Raw genomic sequence first — 15329 nt, 5'->3', positions numbered from 1 at the left:
CTATCAGAGGGTATAATCAAAAGGCATAGATAATGAAGCTATTGCTTAAGTTTGTTTATATATAAAGAAGTAGTATTTCCAGTTAATTAACTCGATTGCAATAAATTTTGGCTGACTGAGGGCGGTTGAAGCCAGAAACGGCAATCATGACTCAACTCGCCCAGTGGAGAGGGCGGTGCTAGCCTCAGCAAAGCGGAGAACAAAGCTTTATTTAGTCAGACGCGCGAACTTTTTACTCCCCTAACAGAAAGTAGGCAGGAGGGAGAAAAGTCGGAATCGCTCCGAGACAGGAATGGTTTCTGCCTAGATGAGCGTAGGTAAACGTAGGCGCGATCGCAACAAAATTCTCCTTTTAGTCTGAAGAGCATACCAGCCGCCTTGCAACCTCTAACTCTTAACAAGCCGCCACGAAGAAAGCTAACGCTGACATTCTTAATAAGAAATAAGTTGCACCTTTTCGCCTATTTAGCTACTTAGATTGTTCAATCCCCCTGTGTTGTCCCGGTTTCCCCATCGGTTGGCAGAGGAACTCACACTTTAGGCAGAGGTAAACATATGTAACAAAATGTGAACTTAACTAAGTCTAAGTTTTTAGGGAAACCCTTAGCAATGACCAATCAAAAACGCAACAGTTTGATTAAACAACTGGCTAGCCTGATGGGAGTTATCGGTGCTAGTACCCTTATGGGTCTGCCAGCTGGTGCCCAGGTGAATCCCAACCCTGAAATTCTTCAATCAGACGTTTTCAGCAAGCCGCCCTACAATCGCGATCGCAGCGCTCAGTCAACCCCAAGAACTGTACCATCCCCTACCGCTATCCCTAGCCAAGGCGCTCAGCCGAAGCCGTCTTCGACCGACCGGATGATGCAATCCCCCAGCAACAGCACTCAGCCCCCTGCTACAGAAGGGATGATGCAATCCCCCAGCAACAGCACTCAGCCCCCTGCCACAGAAGGGATGATGCCAGCCCCCGGCGAAGGTCCTGACCCGGCTGCTACACAAGGGACGATGCCTTCAAGTAGCAACTTGGTTGCGCTTGCTGCCCAAAATGGTTCATTCAAAATTCTGACTGCTGCTTTGGAAGCCGCAGGTTTGACCGAAACCCTCGAACAACAAGGACCGTTCACGGTTTTTGCACCGACTGATGCAGCATTTGCAGCTTTACCCGAAGGCACTGTCGAAAAGTTACTGCAACCAGAAAATAAAGCGATGCTGGTTCAGATTTTGACCTACCACGTCATTCCCGGCAAAGTGAGTTCTTCCCAGTTGAAATCTGGAGAAGTGACGACAGTTGAAGGCAGCCCAGTCACCGTTAAGGTTGGAAACGATGGCGTGATGGTGAGCAACGCCAATGTCTCTCAGGCTAACATCGAAGCCACTAATGGCATCATTCATGCGATTGACAAGGTGATTATGCCACCGATGCCGACCAAGTAGATGTGAAACAGAGTCATCGTTTGTAACGCTAACGTTTCAAAAGAATAAACACCGTTCCGAAAAAGCTTGGGGCGGTGTTTTTTATCTCTGGCTATGAATAATTTGGTACTGAGGAAATTCAGGATAAATTAGAATACAATCGACACAAACATGGAGCATTTTGCTTCATGGGCGCTGAGGAGTGGGGAAATGGAGCGTTTCAAGGATTTATTTCTGCAAGAAGGAGTCGCCTTAGAAGGTGACAGGAAAAAGGTAAAAAAAAGCCTTTTTTACTTTTTATTTTTTGCGTTTTACTTTTTGCTTCCCGTAACCGATTCGACTTCCGGTAAGATAGGGTTTGCTTTTTGTCAGCCAGCATCGGCTCAAGCAGCATACGGCAGCTATGTGGGTGTTGGTGCTACGGTGGGGATTAATGATAATGATTTTGGAGAAGGTCGCCAAATCGGTGGGGTGGTTGCTGTACGCTACAAACTCCTGCAAGCTCCCCTTTCCTTAAGGGCACAAGCGCTAATTGGGGCGAGTCCCGCGGTTGTGCCAACGATTTCCTATGATATCCCCCTCAACTGGCAAACAGATGTCTATGTGGGTGCAGGCGTTGCTTTTGGCAGTGGGAATCGGACGCCTTCGCCGGTAGGGGATAAAACCAGTTTTGCGATTCAACCGGGGATTGATTACGTCGTTCCCAACAGCAATGCTGTTCTTTTTGGCAATGCGATTATTGCTTTTGATGCCTACCGCGATGGCGGTGGTACTGCTGTTTCAGTGCAGGGTGGTGTGGGTTTGAGATTTTAGGATTGCCTGTGGTGAGACAGTGGATTTGAAATGATATGCGATCGCTCGTTTTAGATTTCTAGACGTTTGCGAATCTGCTGCACGATTACGTCTAGCGGCTCGGAAACATCCACCCAAAGGGCATTCTGTGGTTCTTCAAGAGTGTCAAACTGGCTTTGCAGGAGTGTTTTGGTCATAAAGTGGCTTTGACGTGCTTCCAGCCGTTGCGCGATCGCCTCGAAACTCCCTTTGAGATAAACAAGTCGCATCTGTTGGGGATCTCGCCACAGCATCTGACGATAGGATTCTTTTAAGGCAGAACACGCGAGTACCTGATTCTTGCCTTCCTGTAGCCATTGGTCGATGGCGTGTTGCATTGCCTGCAACCACGGCATTCGGTCGGCATCGGTGAGGGGAATGCCACGGCTCATCTTTTCAATATTAGCGATCGTGTGGAAGCAGTCGGCGTCGCTAAAATCCCAGTTTAGTTCTTGTCCGAGTAGCTGGGCGACGGTAGATTTGCCGCTACCAGATACGCCCATAACGAGAATAATCATCTTTCCTCAATCAGCCGGATTCAGGGATTTTACAGTGCGATCGCGCTCAACGGGACGATCTACTATGCGATCGCACGACTGCCATCAAATACTGTGTCAAAGTATACGCATCAACTCCTAACTCAGTCTGCTCCTCGGCTGCCAAAATTCCCGCTTGAGCGTGCCACCAAGCCGCACTTTGCACCATCTCTGCGATGGGTAACTCTTGCTGAGATGCCGTTGCGACCAATCCACCCATTAGCCCCGTTAGCACATCTCCACTACCGCCACGGGCTAAAGCGGGAGTGCTTTCGGGAACAATCCATACTGAGCCACCAGGATGGCAGATCGCAGTCCTTGCCCCCTTCAGGAGTACCACTGCCCCACTCTGCTGGGATGCTTCCCGAACTGCACTTACCCGATCTTTCGTGGCATCGGGTGCATCTGGAAACAAACGCTTAAACTCACCTGTATGAGGCGTGAGAACAGTGGGTGCTTGTCGTTTAGATAGGGTTGAAATTGTATTTAATTGGGCGAGGATATTTAAGCCATCAGCATCTAAAACAATCGGCAAATGGCTTTCTAATACTTTTTCGACGACTGACGTGGCATCTTTTGTCAAACCGGGACCGCAAGCGATCGCATTATACGAACTCAAATCAATTTCTTCTGGCAAAGATGCGATCGCACCTGTCTCCGTTTCTGGACAACCGATAATCAGTGCTTCCGGCAACTGAGCTACCAGCAAAGGTTTCAGCGATTCTGGCACTGCAATTGAGAGCATCCCGACGCCACTGGATCTGGCTCCCAAACCGGATAAAATTGCCCCTCCCGCATACTTGCGAGAACCGCAAATCAACAGCAAATGTCCTTGTTTGTACTTGTGAGTTACTGCGGGGCGAGGAATGGGAAGATGCGCGATCGCAACTGCCGGTGTCACCCGCTGAATGTTGGGCGTTTCGCCCAGTACCGCCGAGATATCCGCCACCGGGATACCAAAATCAATCAGTTCAGCTTTTCCGACAGATTCCAACGCTTGATCTTGCAGAAATGCCAATTTCCACAAGCCCAAGCAAAACGTGTGAGTTGCACGAACCGCCGTTCCCAGAACTTCCCCAGTATCGGTGTGCAAACCGGAAGGCAAATCGATACTAATGACTGGCTTAGACCACTGATTAAGTTGATGAATTGCAGAAAATATCGGTTCTGCGATCGCTCTTTCTAACCCAAACCCAAACAAACCATCAATAATTAGATCGCACCCTTGCAACGGCTCAATCTCCTCAAAACAGGGAATGCCCAAACTCTCAGCATACTGGGCGTGTTGCGAAGTTAATTCTTTCAGCTTGGCAATCGGACGATAGATAACAACTTCATAACCCTGAAAATGCAACTCACGGGCGACCACCAACCCATCGCCCCCATTGTGACCTGGCCCTACCAAAACGCCTACACGCAGTCCCTTCTTACCTCCCCCCGTCAATGGGGGGAATGAGGCGGGGAAACAAGGATAAAGCGCTTGAACTCGACTAGCAATCAGTCCCCCCACCTTTTCCATCAAAGCCGCCACCGGCATTCCAGCAGTAAAGATACGCTCTTCAATCTCGCGCATCTGCTGGGCAGTCACCACCATTTGCTGAATCTTTTCCTGCCTTTGTTGCATCTGTGCCAATTTCAGTGCTGATTCCTGCGAGTTCTAAGTTTTATCTTATTCAGCATAAGCACGGGCAAGGTCTTCCCGCCCCTACGCAGGGGCGCGCTATTGACCGAAATAAACAACCCGCGCATCCATACCATTAGACCGAAGAAAGCGACTCCAGCGTTCTGCTTGTGACTGATTCTCAAAAGGGCCGACCGCAACGTGGGGTCCGCGTGGTACCTCTCTTTGAAACACCGCATCTTCGGAGAACCCCAGCCGGATCATGTGGGCAGCAATGTCAGGTAAATACTCCTGACTCCCTGGAATCACAACGAAATAGGTAACTTCCTCCACTTCTTCCCTACGGGTGACTGGACGAGAATCGAAATTCTCTGCATCAGCATCAAAATTCTCCTCAGAATAAGCGCTAATTTTCGCCCGAATGCCCCATTCTTCCAGATCCCGAATCCGCTGCTGGGCTTTAACTTCATCAGCAAATACTCCCGCTTGGATTACACCCCCGCCGTACCGCACAAAAGCTTCGGGTTCTATTTTTCGGACTTGGGCTAACAACAGCGGGCTATCCCCATTAATAAAAACCCCAAAGAGACGAGAATTCCGACGCACCGGGGGAGAATTCTCATCTCTACTTCTGCTGGGTGTCCTTCTGCTAGGTGTAATTGGTGGTGCCTGAAATTCAATCTCACGCCTGCCCGAAGGATTCGGTGAAATCGAGGGCAAAGTATCTTGAGGAAACGCTGGCGGAGTATTTGGTGATGTAGGTAAGCCAGGAAGCACATCAGGTGGTGTAGGGAGAGGTCTGGCTGCTGCTGGAATTGGGTGTGGAATGAGCAAATATCCACCCCAGAACAAGCACGAGGCAAGGGACAACAGCCAACAGGTTTTTCTTTCTCTGTTGCCATGAGTGAGTAAACGCTGCTGATTGCTCCTCATTTAAAATCAGCTCTCCTCGGCGATCTTCCAGGAATTGTGCGGACAAAATTTGTAGTCAATCTAGCATAATTAGTCATCAGTCCTTCATCATTAGTGATTAAAACGTTGGAATATTGTCAGGTTGGAACGTTTTAACCTGACAACGCCTACAGACAAAGGACTAATCACTCTAGACGAATGACGATTATCAAAGTGTTAGTCTAGAAAAGAAAAAACTGATAATTCAGTAATTCACTTTTTCGTTCTATGAATAAAGTCGTCGTCGGCCTCTCCGGTGGAGTTGATAGTTCCGTCGCAGCTGCCACCCTCCATCATCAAGGATATGAAGTTGTTGGTCTTACCCTCTGGCTAATGAAGGGTAAAGGTCAATGCTGTTCTGAGGGAATGGTCGATGCGGCTTCTCTTTGCGAACAGTTGAGTATTCCCCATCACATTGTTGATAGCCGGGATGTTTTTCAGGAAAATATTGTCGATTACTTGGTTGCCGGATACGAATCGGGGATTACTCCGTTGCCTTGTTCTCAGTGTAATAAGGCGGTGAAATTTGGCCCGATGCTGCGCTATGCCTCTGAAGAGTTGGGGATTGATAAAATTGCCACGGGTCATTATGCGCGGATCGGGTATGACGCAGAAACGGGACGTTATCAGCTACGTCGGGCTGTAGATTTATCTAAGGATCAGTCGTACTTTTTGTACGATTTGAGCCAAGAAATGCTAGCGGGATCGATGTTTCCGTTGGGAGAACTACACAAGACAGAAACTCGGCGTATCGCCGCAGAATTCGGCTTAAAAACCGCTGATAAGCCAGAAAGTATGGATTTGTGTTTGGTTGAATCCCACGGTTCCATGCAGACGTTTCTAGACAAGTACATTTCTCAGCAGACGGGGGACATTGTTGACCAGTCCGGGAAGGTGTTGGGTCAGCATACGGGTATCCATCACTACACCATTGGACAGCGGAAGGGAATTGGTGTTGCGGCGGCGGAACCGCTGTATGTGGTGGCGTTGGATGCGGTACGGAATCGAGTGATTGTAGGCGATCGCGCTAGCACTCATAAGCCTGAATGCACCGCAGCGCGGTTAAACTGGGTTTCAATTCCCGAACCCACTAGTCCCATCCGCGCCGAAGTGCAAGTCCGCTATCGTTCAAAGGCAGTTCCAGTCAGCGTAATTCCCCTGGAAGATTCGCGCATCAAGCTTGTCTTCGATGAACCTCAGTTCGGGATTACCCCTGGACAAGCTGCGGTTTTGTACGATGGAGATATCGTACTCGGCGGTGGCATTATCGACAGGTTTGAGTAATTAAGAAACCAAAGGAGCGCCAAGATACGCAAAGGAAATTATACTTAGCGTACTCTACAAGAAATAGACAATTTATTTAGAGGCAAAGCTAAAATATTTTGCCTCTTTTTTATTGCTGTTCAATCAGCTAAAGAGGTGTTATTTTTGGGATAAATGTAAATCCAATTCAGAGAATTTCCTAGCTTAAAACTGCATAAGTGAAGCCATTACAGATTCTAAAATTATTCAAACAGCACCAAAAAGTTATCCGAGGCATCTCTTGCAGCCGCAGAATAGAAGCTAATTATATTATCCTATCCGTGCCGTAATGTTATACATTTCCTGCATCGACTCTTGAAAACGGTTGAATTCAAAATTCTGTCCTGTTTCTAGGTAAAGCAAGATACTGTCTGGTACCTTTATATCCCTTCAAAAATGCCTATCTATGAGCTTTTGGAAAGAATAAAACCTAGACCTGGTATGTACTTGGGAAAGAAGTCTATTACCTTATTAAAGGCATTTATTTCCGGGTACTATTTTGCTAGACAAACAAATAATGTTGCTATTCTAGAAGAAATTCCTCCATTTGGAAAATTTCATGATTGGATTGCTAGATATTACAATTGGGAATCATCAACAGCAGGATGGAATAACATTATTTTGCAAGAACTTGGAGACGAAGCCAAAGCTCTAGATGTTTTTTTTTGAGCTACTCGAATTATTCAAACAACGATTGCCCATCTTAAAGCATCGTGTGTTTCTAAGTTCGCAACATACATCTACCAGAGTCGTGCGTCGGTATCGCTATGTAAATGGGGAAAAAATAGAGCTATCTCCACCTCAAGAAATTAGAATTGTGCAATACACACCTGACTCTGGTTTCTATCTCTTTCAAATATCGCAGGAGTGGGGAGCTTCCGAAGAAGGTTACTTTGAAACAGAGGAGTTAGCGATGGAACAAGTCTATAAAGAGTTTCAAGTTACCTGGGATGAATGGGAAGCGATCGCATAATGAGCGCAAACACGTTAGTTGAAAAATCGATTCTCTTTAACCCCAAGAGAAGGGAACTGGGGGGTTAGGTTTTTCACCGTCCGGTTCTATATATTGGTACGATGTTTTTTGCAGCTAAAATTAACAATTCGATATGAGTCAGCGTCCAGACGGCATAGCACCTCACGGCGGTCAGCTAATTAATCGCATCGCAACACCAGAACAACGACAAGTATTTCTCGATAAAGCCGACTTTCTGCCCAGAGTGCAACTCGACGAACGAGCAACATCGGATTTAGAGTTGATTGCCATTGGTGGATTTAGTCCGCTGACTGGCTTTATGGAACAGGCAGACTACGATCGCGTAGTGACTGAAATGCGGCTTGCCAATGGGCTACCGTGGGCAATTCCCGTCACGCTTTCGGTGGATGAGTCGGTTGCGGCGAATCTCAAAGAAGGCGGTTTGGTGCGTCTGGATGACCCGACTGGTAGATTTGTGGGTGTCATGGAACTCACACAAAAGTATCGCTACGACAAAACCCGCGAGGCGGTGAATGTTTATCGTACCCACGATGAAAAGCACCCAGGCGTTAAGGTTGTCTACAAACAAGGGGAAATAAATCTCGCGGGTTCAGTTTGGCTGTTGCAACGCGACTCTCATCCTTTATTCCCTAATTACCAGATCGATCCCGCTCAATCTCGCGCCATGTTCAAAGAAAGGGGATGGAAAACGATTGTCGGCTTCCAAACTCGCAACCCCATCCACCGGGCGCATGAATATATCCAAAAGTGCGCTTTAGAAACCGTAGATGGCTTGTTCTTGCATCCCTTAGTGGGAGTCACTAAAGATGATGACATCTCGGCAGAGATTCGGATGCGCTGCTACGAGATTATGCTGGAACACTACTACCCCCAAGACCGGGTAATTTTGGCAATTAATCCCGCTGCGATGCGCTACGCTGGCCCTAGAGAGGCAATTTTCCATGCCCTGCTTCGCAAGAATTACGGCTGTACGCACTTCATCGTTGGACGCGACCATGCGGGTGTCGGCGATTATTATGGAACTTACGATGCTCAGCACATTTTTGATGAGTTTGAGCCGGGTGAATTGGGCATCACGCCGATGAAGTTTGAACACGCCTTCTACTGCACGCGCACGCAGACAATGGCGACGACAAAGACGAGTCCCAGCACTCCCGCTGAACGCATTCATCTATCGGGAACGAAGGTGCGAGAAATGCTACGTCGGGGTGAATTGCCACCACCAGAGTTTTCTCGTCCAGAAGTTGCGGCAGAATTGGCAAGGGCGATGCAGGTGCCAGAGGAAGCAAGCAAATTTAAGATTGCAAGTTTCAAATTTGAAATTTGAGAGGGGATGCTGCTTAAATTTGAAAATTTGCCATTCTTTCTATTCTCTAAAGCCTAGCCCCTGATAGGCTGATCGAGTACTGGCTAATGGCTAATGGCTGATATGGGATTGAATCGGCGAAGTTTTCTGCAACGGGCGGGGTTGGCGCTAGCGGCGCTGGGCGTAAGCGAAACGGCCCTATCTCTACTGGGAGATCAAAGCTTTGCGGTGCCTCTGCTAGATCGCTATTATCAGGCGCTGGCACAACCGAGTGGGCGGAAGTTAGCGCTACTGGTAGGAATTAATCAGTATCCGCGTGGGACAGAGACGCGATCGCTTCCGTCTCTCCAAGGTTGTGTCACAGATGTAGAACTGCAACGGGAACTTTTGATTCATCGCTTTGGTTTTCACCCTAGCGATATTCTGACGCTGACAGATAGCCAAGCAACGCGGCAGAATATTGAAACTGCTTTTCTGGAGCATCTCACAGAGCAGGCGGCGGCGGGAGATGTTGTCTTGTTCCACTTCAGCGGCTGCGGTAGCCGCGTCAGAATCGGGGCTGAGGAGAATGGACTGAGGACTTTGGGTGCCGATAAATCTTCACTCAGTCCTGAGTCTACCCTTGGGGACGGGGAAAGGGTTGCGACTGCACAGCTAACGCCTACAGTCTTCAACACTCAAAATAGTTTGGTGCCAGTAGATGGGGTGCTGCTGACGAAAGGGGCACCGGCGAATGATTTGTTGGAAGAGACTCTGCTGTTGCTGTTGCGATCGCTTCCCACAGACCAAGTCACAACGGTACTGGATACCAGTTACACTGACGCCGATACTCTCCTCCACGGCAACTTGCGGATTCGTTCTGCCCGACAACCGCTAGCAGAGCAAGCGAGTGACGAGGAACTCGCTTTTCAGGAACAACTCCTGCTGCGTCTCAAATCTTCGCGGGAACAGCTCAACAAGCAGTATAAGCCCGGTCAGATGCCTGGAATCGTGCTGGCAGCGGCTGGTCCCAGTCAACTGGCGGCAGAGGCTCCTTGGGGCGGTTTCAGCGCTGGATTGTTCACCTATGCCCTGACGCAACATCTCTGGCAGGCGACTCCTCCCACTACGGTTCAAGTCAGTTTCAGTCGAGCGGCTGGGGTCGTTGAGCAGCTGGTGGGGAAAGAGCAACAGCCCCAGTTAAGCGGTCAAAGAAGTAACCAGCCTTCCTTGTTACCCTATCAGCCGGAAATTAGCATTGGCGCGGATGGCGTCGTTACAGCGGTGGAAGAGGGCGGTAAAACGGTACATCTGTGGCTAGCAGGATTACCTGCACCCGTTTTGGAATACTACGGAGTGAATTCTCAGCTGAGTGCTTCCCTACCTATGTCGGAAGCTCAGACTCCAGACAGCAACGTGACAGGTGAAGTTTCATCAGTTCCGACTCAACTGCAACTCCACATTCGTTCCAAGGAGGGTCTCACCGCCAAGGCGCGAGTTATCGGCAGCACAGACACTTCTAGCCTCTCTAGCCTCCAAGTGGGGCAACTGGTTCACGAATCCGTCCGGGTGTTGCCCAAAAATATAGGTTTGACAATTGCCTTAGATGCCGGACTGGAGAGAATTGAACGGGTGGATGCTACCAGTGCTTTTGCCAGCGTTCGCTCTGTATCATCCGTGGTAACGGCAGGAGAGCAACCCGCCGATTATTTGTTTGGCAAGGCGCAGACACCCGATTATCTAGGGGGATATGGGTTATTTTCTCTCGGTCGGGATTTGATTCCCAATACCGTTGGGGAATCGGGTGAGGCGGTGAAGGCGGCTGTGAATCGGTTAGTGCCCAAACTGAAAACGTTGCTGACAGCGAAATTATTGCGTCTGACGATCAATGAAGGGTCTTCCCGCTTGGGAGTGAGAGCAACGTTGGAGATGATTTATCCCAACCAAAAGGTGCTGCTAAACCGAGAAACGCTGCGGATGACAGGGGACGCCGTTGTGGATTCTAATTCCAGAAGCGAGTCATCGCGCCTCGACAACTCAAAAATTACTTCTGAGGGAGGCATCCCCACCATCCCCATCGGTAGCCGCATCCAGTACCGAGTCCAAAATTATAGCGATCGCCCGATCTATTTGATGCTTATCGGCGTTGATAGCGGCGGTGCTGGTGTTGCTCTCTATCCGTTGCAATTTCCCCAAATCGGGGACAGTCCGGATGCGAAACCAACGATCAAAGAGCTGGTCGTCGAGGCGGGTGCTACCCTGATCGTGCCACAACCTTCTGGCTCTTTTGAATTGACGATTCACGGTCCTAGTGGGTTAGAAGAAACTCTTCTAATTTGCTCCTCGGCACCCTTTACCCAGACGATGGCGGCTGTAGCATCAATTCGCGGGTTGAAGGGAGAGGGAGTGGGCGAGTTGTTTAAGCCGCTGAGTGTGGCGCAGGCGGTGCTGCAAGACTTGCATCAGGCGAGTACGTTAGGGAAGCGGCATGAAGGGGAAACCGAAGCGATCGCTTCAGTCCCTACCGAAACGATTGCTGTCTCTTCTGACTCCTACGCCCTAGATGTGCGAAGCTGGGCAACACTCAGCTTTATTTATCAGGTGGTTTAAAAGCGATCGCCCTACCTTTACATTTCAGATGTGCCGATGGGTTGGGACTGGGAAGGGGGAATTAGCGTTTTGAGTTGTAGAGACGCAATTTATCGCGTCTGAGTTTTGAGTGAGAGGAGCATTCTTTAATTCAAAATTCAAACCCCTGGCATTGAGCGAAGTCAAGGGTTATAACTCAAAAAGTCTTTACCCATTCCCCATTTCCAACCCTCTGCAACTAATCTGCAATTTAAATGCACATCGGCTGATAGTTTTGGCTCGGATTGGGAATACTAAGACTGAAAGCTAACAGGATGAAAAATGAAAATTCCCAATCTGGTTGCGATCGCAAAGCTTGCGCTTCCTGCACTGGCGCTTTCTTCCCTGCTAGTATCTGCCGTTGCTACCACTGCCCAACCCCAGCCTAATTCACCTCCAACCTTGTCGAATCAAGAACGAGAGGAACTAGAACGACTGCGGCAAGAGAAAGAGATACGCGATCGCGTCCAAGCTGAAGTTGACCGCGCCTTTAGCCGCATCACTACGCTGCTCAATACTTTGGTACTTGTTCTGACGCTGTTTCCGATTGCGATCGCTGTTAGTGTAGTTCTGCTTCGTCGCAGTATGACAAATCAAATAATTTCAGATGCTCAAAAGGAATTCACGCAGCTACAAGAACAACTTATTAGACAAATAGAAGAGACCGCTAAGGCTAATTTAAAATTAGAACAATCTGCTTTACCGCAAGAAGCTAATTTTTTGGAAACGGATACTTTAAGTCAATTAAATACAATTTTAACCCAAGCTCAGATTATATTAGAAGACTTAAAAGAACAGAAAGAAAGTGTACAACAAGAAATTGCAAAATTTAGGTACGCACAAGCTGTTAAAATTCCGACCGTTATAGATAGAGAAATTGAAACCTCTAACTTTGAGCATTCTTATCACAATCATGAACTGCTTTCCGATACCCTATCGGAGCCTGTAGCCCAAACAAACGATGCAGTGTCTGAGCAAAGAGTGACAGAAACAGAATCTGTCAATCAAAATCTTGATTTAAATGCCAATGATTACTTGATTTTAGGCAACTCTTGCTTTTCTGAAGGTCGATATTTAGAGGCAAATCAATCTTACAACTTAGCGGTTAAGATTGAACCAAACTTTTCGGAAGCTCGATATAACAATGCTCGCTGCTATGCAATGCAATACCGCCTCAATCTAGCAGTCGGAAACTTACAATGGGCAATTGATATTGAGCCTATGTATAAAGAGATTGCTAAAACCGATGAAGCTTTTAGCGCAATTCGAGGAGAAGAGATGTTTAGAAAAATAGTAGATGAGTAGATTTTTCTAATTTATATTGATAGGTTTATTCATAAAAAACTTAATTTTATAAAAAGATACGATGCACCTCCATGTGCAAGGTTTTAAAGCGCCTAATTATTGATTATTAATTATCATAAATAAAACTTTAAACTACAGCCATTCGCTATACTCAATCGCTAAAATCAAAAGATGATGACAAAGCGCTATAACCACCAACAAATCGAATCGTTCGCCCAAGCGGTTCTGAACGATGGCTATTGTGTGTTGCCCAATCACTTTTCCCCGGTAACACTTAATTCTTGGCGTGAAGCTTTCACGCCTTTGCTAGAAGATCACATTGTCCGCGAAGGCAAGCTTCGCAATCGCGGTTCAGCCCGCTATTATGTAACCCTTCCTTTCACTGCTCCTTTTGCCGATCCTAGTATTTACGAAGATGACGATATTCTGGCACTTGTAGAGTTGTTAGTAGGCAAAGATGCAGTGATGTGCCAACTAGCAACTGACACACCTTTGCTGGGGTCTGAATATCAAGACGTGCATCGAGATGCGCCGCCACTTTTCCCCGAAATGGGTACAGAAACGCCGCCATTCCAGTTAGCTGTCAACTTTCCACTCGTAGATATCACTCTGGAAAACGGGCCAATGGAGATTACGCGCAGTACGCACATGATTTCCAAAGAGGAAGGACTGCGCCGCATGGAGTCTGGAGAAGCCAAGTTAGAACCTGTCACAATGCAACTGGGTGATGTGATGATCCGGGATGTTCGGGGTCTGCACCGGGGCACTCCTAACTACACAGAAACACCGCGTCCGATGGTTGTAATTGGCTATAGTCGCCGCTGGATGTTTCGTCCTGAGGTATCGATTAATATTCCGCGTGCAACCCTAGATACACTCTCCGAACGCGCCCGTCACTTGTTGCGTTTTAATCCGATTGTGGAATCCGTAAACGATAAATCCGAGGTTGAGGTTTATCAATCGTTCGCTTACTAAGTCGCTTACTAAGTTTAGTTGTGACTGTTCTAAGTTCAAGTAGCGGTCGGTCTTCTTCTGTCGTCAATCAAAACTCTCAGAGGAGCGCTATCTGAATATTACGAGGATAAAAAAACCAGCGTTGGATTCTTAAGATCCAACGCTGGCTGAAAAACCATTTGTTAATGTTCTAGGTTTTTTTGCTTTTCAAATTCTGCTTACCGATAGAAACCACTAAGGAGCTAGCGCGTTACCCCGCAACAAGCTACCAATCGTTTTGGCAGTAATTTTCATCTGAATCAAGGGATTTGCCGGAACGACTGTTTTGTACAGGTAGCTATCGAAGGTAAGCTTCTGCACATCTTTGTCGGCGCACATTTCCACAAAGGCTTCGCGAGTGGCATCAGAGCGATAGAAGACGGTTTGCAGAATGTCCAGCACCTTGTAGGTGATGCCGTATTTCTTATCCCAACGCTTCAGGTACAGCTTCAGATCGGCTTCTGTGGGGATGCGGGTGCCACCGTTGGAAGTTTCGACAATGGTTTCTGCACACATCCGCGCCGACTTAGCGGCAAAGTAAATTCCCTCACCAGAAGACTTTGTAACCGTTCCGGCGGCGTCTCCCACTAGAGCAACGCGACCGACAACGCGGCGGGGTCTGGGATGCTCTGGAATTGGGTGAGCTTCTACTTTGATGATTTCGCCGCCTGCAAGTTTTCTAGCGGCACGCTTGCGGATGCCTGCTTGCAGATTTTTGATGTCGGCTTTGTTCACCTTCATGGTGCCGGTGCCGACGGCGACGTGGTCGTATTTGGGGAATACCCAGGCGTAGAAATCGGTGGAAACATCGTTCCCGACGTACATTTCTGCCAGGTCGTTGTAATAAGCCATTTTGTCTTCTGGCAGGCGAATGCGCTCTTGGAAGGCGATCGCATAATTGTAATCCCCGGCGTCAATTGCCTTCGCAACGCGGGAATTCGCCCCATCTGCCCCAATCACCAGATCGACTTTCAGGGTTTTCATCTCCCCTTCAGCGCTACCGTTCGAGTGATCGGCGTAGTGCAAGGTGTAAGGGTCAGTATTGCCCGTGGGAATATCGAGTTTATAAACAGTGCCGTTAATTAAATTTGCACCCAATTTAGCTGCGCGATCGCGTAGGTATCCATCCAATACCTCGCGGCGACACATACCGATATATTCATGTTCTTTTTCAATGTTGATATCTACCTCAATGTTGGAAGGTGAGATCATCTTCATTTTTCTGACCCGCCGATCAATAATCTCAGGCGGTAGATCAAACTCGCTCACCATGCATAGCGGAATTGCCCCGCCACAAGGCTTTGCGTTGTCTAGCTTGCGCTCAAACAGGTAAGTCTCAATTCCAGCTTTTGCTAGCGTTTCGGCAGCAGAGGAACCCGCCGGACCCGATCCCACAACAGCAACCCGTAGTACCAAAGCTATTCTCCCGATTCTCTTACGGCTACAAGGTGAGATGGTATCACGGAC

The 15329-nt window shown here is 48.1% G+C and carries 13 protein-coding genes; 9 read left to right on the top strand and 4 right to left on the bottom strand.

Annotation, left to right across the window (positions count from 1 at the left end):
* Nucleotides 1–609 precede the first annotated feature (609 nt).
* Both NDA06_RS02325 and NDA06_RS02320 read left to right on the top strand, forming a co-directional pair.
* On the top strand, nucleotides 610–1437 hold the full coding sequence (locus tag NDA06_RS02325) for a fasciclin domain-containing protein (protein WP_190984744.1): 828 nt from the start codon (nucleotides 610–612) through the stop codon (nucleotides 1435–1437).
* Between the two features lie 189 nt (nucleotides 1438–1626).
* A complete protein-coding gene (locus tag NDA06_RS02320) occupies nucleotides 1627–2229 on the top strand; it encodes a hypothetical protein (protein WP_242030332.1) in 603 nt (200 codons plus the stop codon).
* A gap of 50 nt (nucleotides 2230–2279) precedes the next feature.
* Here NDA06_RS02320 and NDA06_RS02315 read toward each other — a convergent pair whose 3' ends face one another.
* From NDA06_RS02315 to NDA06_RS02305, 3 genes are all read right to left on the bottom strand, one after another.
* Entirely contained in the window at nucleotides 2280–2765 is a 486-nt protein-coding gene (locus NDA06_RS02315) for a gluconokinase (RefSeq protein ID WP_190984745.1), read from the bottom strand.
* 46 nt (nucleotides 2766–2811) lie between these two features.
* Nucleotides 2812–4407 (bottom strand): NAD(P)H-hydrate dehydratase, encoded by a 1596-nt coding sequence (locus NDA06_RS02310; protein ID WP_190984746.1) that lies wholly within the window; start codon nucleotides 4405–4407, stop codon nucleotides 2812–2814.
* A gap of 96 nt (nucleotides 4408–4503) precedes the next feature.
* Entirely contained in the window at nucleotides 4504–5337 is an 834-nt protein-coding gene (locus NDA06_RS02305) for a hypothetical protein (protein ID WP_190984747.1), read from the bottom strand.
* Between the two features lie 246 nt (nucleotides 5338–5583).
* Between NDA06_RS02305 and mnmA the strand changes: the two genes are divergently transcribed.
* The 7 genes from mnmA (at nucleotide 5584) to NDA06_RS02270 (ending at nucleotide 13844) form a co-directional block, all read left to right on the top strand.
* Entirely contained in the window at nucleotides 5584–6639 is a 1056-nt protein-coding gene (gene mnmA / locus NDA06_RS02300; RefSeq protein WP_190984748.1) for a tRNA 2-thiouridine(34) synthase MnmA, read from the top strand.
* A gap of 414 nt (nucleotides 6640–7053) precedes the next feature.
* Nucleotides 7054–7326: a hypothetical protein gene (locus NDA06_RS02295; RefSeq protein WP_190984749.1), complete on the top strand. Its 273-nt coding sequence runs from the start codon at nucleotides 7054–7056 to the stop codon at nucleotides 7324–7326.
* A gap of 46 nt (nucleotides 7327–7372) precedes the next feature.
* Nucleotides 7373–7630 (top strand): hypothetical protein, encoded by a 258-nt coding sequence (locus NDA06_RS02290; RefSeq protein ID WP_190984750.1) that lies wholly within the window; start codon nucleotides 7373–7375, stop codon nucleotides 7628–7630.
* Nucleotides 7631–7763: 133 nt separating this feature from the next.
* Nucleotides 7764–8978, top strand: a complete 1215-nt coding sequence (gene sat / locus NDA06_RS02285; protein WP_190984751.1) for a sulfate adenylyltransferase — start codon at nucleotides 7764–7766, stop codon at nucleotides 8976–8978.
* 102 nt (nucleotides 8979–9080) lie between these two features.
* Nucleotides 9081–11546: a caspase family protein gene (locus tag NDA06_RS02280; RefSeq protein WP_199323973.1), complete on the top strand. Its 2466-nt coding sequence runs from the start codon at nucleotides 9081–9083 to the stop codon at nucleotides 11544–11546.
* Nucleotides 11547–11846: 300 nt separating this feature from the next.
* Nucleotides 11847–12869, top strand: coding sequence for a hypothetical protein (locus NDA06_RS02275; protein ID WP_190412960.1), 1023 nt, complete (start codon nucleotides 11847–11849; stop codon nucleotides 12867–12869).
* 171 nt (nucleotides 12870–13040) lie between these two features.
* Nucleotides 13041–13844 carry a phytanoyl-CoA dioxygenase family protein gene (locus tag NDA06_RS02270; protein WP_190412959.1) on the top strand — a complete coding sequence of 268 codons (804 nt, stop codon included), beginning with the start codon at nucleotides 13041–13043 and terminating at the stop codon, nucleotides 13842–13844.
* Between the two features lie 213 nt (nucleotides 13845–14057).
* On the opposite strand, the gene chlP is transcribed toward NDA06_RS02270, so the two are convergent.
* Nucleotides 14058–15278 (bottom strand): geranylgeranyl reductase, encoded by a 1221-nt coding sequence (gene chlP / locus NDA06_RS02265; RefSeq protein WP_190412958.1) that lies wholly within the window; start codon nucleotides 15276–15278, stop codon nucleotides 14058–14060.
* Nucleotides 15279–15329 lie beyond the last annotated feature (51 nt).

Origin of the sequence: Trichocoleus sp. ST-U1, from assembly GCF_039961835.1 — a bacterium.
In the GTDB taxonomy this organism is placed as follows: Bacteria; Cyanobacteriota; Cyanobacteriia; order Cyanobacteriales; family FACHB-T130; genus FACHB-T130.
Note: the sequence above shows the minus strand (reverse complement) of the source record. Positions and strands in the feature narration are given on the sequence as shown.

Bases quoted from the DNA above. Each gene is read 5' to 3' on its own strand.
- NDA06_RS02270 (WP_190412959.1), top strand. From the start codon at position 13,041: ATGATGACAAAGCGCTATAACCACCAACAAATCGAATCGTTCGCCCAA.
- NDA06_RS02310 (WP_190984746.1), bottom strand. From the start codon at position 4,407: ATGCAACAAAGGCAGGAAAAGATTCAGCAAATGGTGGTGACTGCCCAG.
- NDA06_RS02315 (WP_190984745.1), bottom strand. From the start codon at position 2,765: ATGATTATTCTCGTTATGGGCGTATCTGGTAGCGGCAAATCTACCGTC.
- NDA06_RS02280 (WP_199323973.1), top strand. From the start codon at position 9,081: ATGGGATTGAATCGGCGAAGTTTTCTGCAACGGGCGGGGTTGGCGCTA.
- sat (WP_190984751.1), top strand. From the start codon at position 7,764: ATGAGTCAGCGTCCAGACGGCATAGCACCTCACGGCGGTCAGCTAATT.
- NDA06_RS02325 (WP_190984744.1), top strand. From the start codon at position 610: ATGACCAATCAAAAACGCAACAGTTTGATTAAACAACTGGCTAGCCTG.
- NDA06_RS02295 (WP_190984749.1), top strand. From the start codon at position 7,054: ATGCCTATCTATGAGCTTTTGGAAAGAATAAAACCTAGACCTGGTATG.
- NDA06_RS02305 (WP_190984747.1), bottom strand. From the start codon at position 5,337: ATGAGGAGCAATCAGCAGCGTTTACTCACTCATGGCAACAGAGAAAGA.
- NDA06_RS02275 (WP_190412960.1), top strand. From the start codon at position 11,847: ATGAAAATTCCCAATCTGGTTGCGATCGCAAAGCTTGCGCTTCCTGCA.
- NDA06_RS02320 (WP_242030332.1), top strand. From the start codon at position 1,627: ATGGAGCGTTTCAAGGATTTATTTCTGCAAGAAGGAGTCGCCTTAGAA.
- mnmA (WP_190984748.1), top strand. From the start codon at position 5,584: ATGAATAAAGTCGTCGTCGGCCTCTCCGGTGGAGTTGATAGTTCCGTC.